The sequence below is a fragment of the Heyndrickxia coagulans DSM 1 = ATCC 7050 genome (assembly GCF_000290615.1).
GTDB lineage: Bacteria > Bacillota > Bacilli > Bacillales > Bacillaceae_C > Weizmannia > Weizmannia coagulans.
This window is the reverse complement of record NZ_ALAS01000105.1, coordinates 1-1,873: the sequence shown is the minus strand read 5'-3', so window position 1 is coordinate 1,873 and position 1,873 is coordinate 1. Positions and strand designations below refer to the sequence as shown.

General features: G+C 40.4%; 2 pseudogenes. One reads left to right on the top strand and one right to left on the bottom strand.

Features of this window, described 5'->3' with window-relative positions:
* Positions 1 to 432 (bottom strand): annotated as a pseudogene (locus IC21_RS04950) (hypothetical protein); the annotation flags it as partial.
* Between the two features lie 108 nt (positions 433 to 540).
* Between IC21_RS04950 and IC21_RS16135 the strand changes: the two are divergent.
* A pseudogene (locus IC21_RS16135) lies at positions 541 to 1,826 on the top strand (IS4 family transposase); the annotation flags it as partial.
* Positions 1,827 to 1,873: the final 47 nt, after the last annotated feature.

Here is a 1,873-nt window from a genome sequence, read left to right as displayed (position 1 = left end):
CACCTTTTTTTCCATAATATAACGATTTTGTGCTTGCATGTTTTCCGGATAAATTTTCGGGTCTATATTCTGCTTTTCAAAATATTTCACCTTGGGAACTATGTTTGCTGCCAAGTAAAAGCCGCCGTCCAAAGCTCCATAATTAAGCAGGGTTGGATTAGGCGTTTGATTGATCACTTTCGCAAAGGTCTGCTGGGCCGGAGGGAAACGAACAAAGAACTTGGATTCTTTAATATTTGAATTATATCCAAAACACAGGACCAGAGACAAAAAAGCAGTCGCAAATACTACATCCCAATTGACATGATTCAAAATATTAAAGTCTGACTTTTCATAGGCGGATTGTAGATAATAACCGATTGATATCAGCCCAAACATGATTACCGGAACGATGATTAAATAATAACTAAAACTTGAAACACTAAAATTCATTCTCATTACTTGTCTTACAAGGGTTTAGAGCAAAAATAAAAGCATGAACACTGGAAACTCGGTATAATTGAAGTGCTAACTAACAATTAATCGAGGAGTGTTCATGTTATGAAAATTATAACACAAAACGACCATCAGTCTCTTGAAGTTTTATCTTCAATCGAAGCATTTTTTTGCGTTTTCGCTTATCTCAAATTGCGAAGGTTTCAAACGCTGTAAAGACAAAAGGTGTTCCATTTCGAACGCTGTTCTGTTATTTGATCGGTACACTTTTCTCAAACAGATCTGCATACCGTGATTATTTGAAGCATCAAGATCAGCTCGGATTCTCAGATAAGACTTTCCGTAATCTACTGAATAACGGCAAAATCAATTGGCAAAAGTTCTTGGTTTTGCTCTGCCGCCGTATCATTGTGTTCATCGAACCCTTGACCGAACCAACACGCCGGAATGTATTCATTTTGAATGATTCCATGTATGAGCGAGCCAGCGCAAAGCACGTTGAACTTGCGGCGTTTCAGTTTGACCATGCGAAACACAAACATACCCGTGGCTTTCGGTTTCTTCAACTCGGTTGGAGTGACGGCAACACATTCCTCCCTGTTAACTTTTCCTTGCTTTCTGGCAAGAATCAAGTGTGCAGCCCAAAATCCATTGACGGCCGTACATTTTCAGGAAAGCGTAAGATTCAGGCACAGCGCAAAGCAACCAATGTAGTGTTGGAATTGTTATCATCAGCCTTGTCTCAAGGAGTGAATGCTTCCTACGTCTTGTTTGATTCCTGGTTTTCTAGCCCTAAGATGTTTCATCAGTTGCGTGAAATGGGACTTCATGGAGTAGCCATGGTGAAACGTTCTAAGAAAGTTTATTACCAGTTCAACGGTGGACTGATGAATGTGAAAACGATCTTTAACACCCAGAAGAAACGTCGCGGACGTTCACGCTATCTGTTATCCGTTCTTGTTGAAGCAGTTGACGGGGAAACGTCGGTGCCAGTCAAACTTGTTTATATCCGCAACCGCAATAAACGAAATGATTACCTTGTCTTGGCGACAACGGACACCCGGCTCTCTGAAGATGAAGTTATTCAGCTTTACGGAAAGCGCTGATCGATTGAAGTATACTTCAAGATGTGTAAACAGTACCTCCGCCTAGCAAAATATCAAGGATTGTCTTATGACGGTATCTTTGCACATACCGCTCTTGTCGCAATTGGTTACTCAATCCTTGCAGTCCAACACCGTGAACAGGTAGATGATCGGACCCTGGGTAAGTTGTTTTATCTCATGGTTGATGAACTTACTGACATCACCTTCGCAGAAGCGATTCAACAATTGATTGATTTATTTAAGAGCCTCTGCCAAAATAAAAATATACCCTTGAGCGAGGCTCTGGAAAATTAATTATCCCGATTTTTTTTTTGCCTTTTCATCCAGATTTT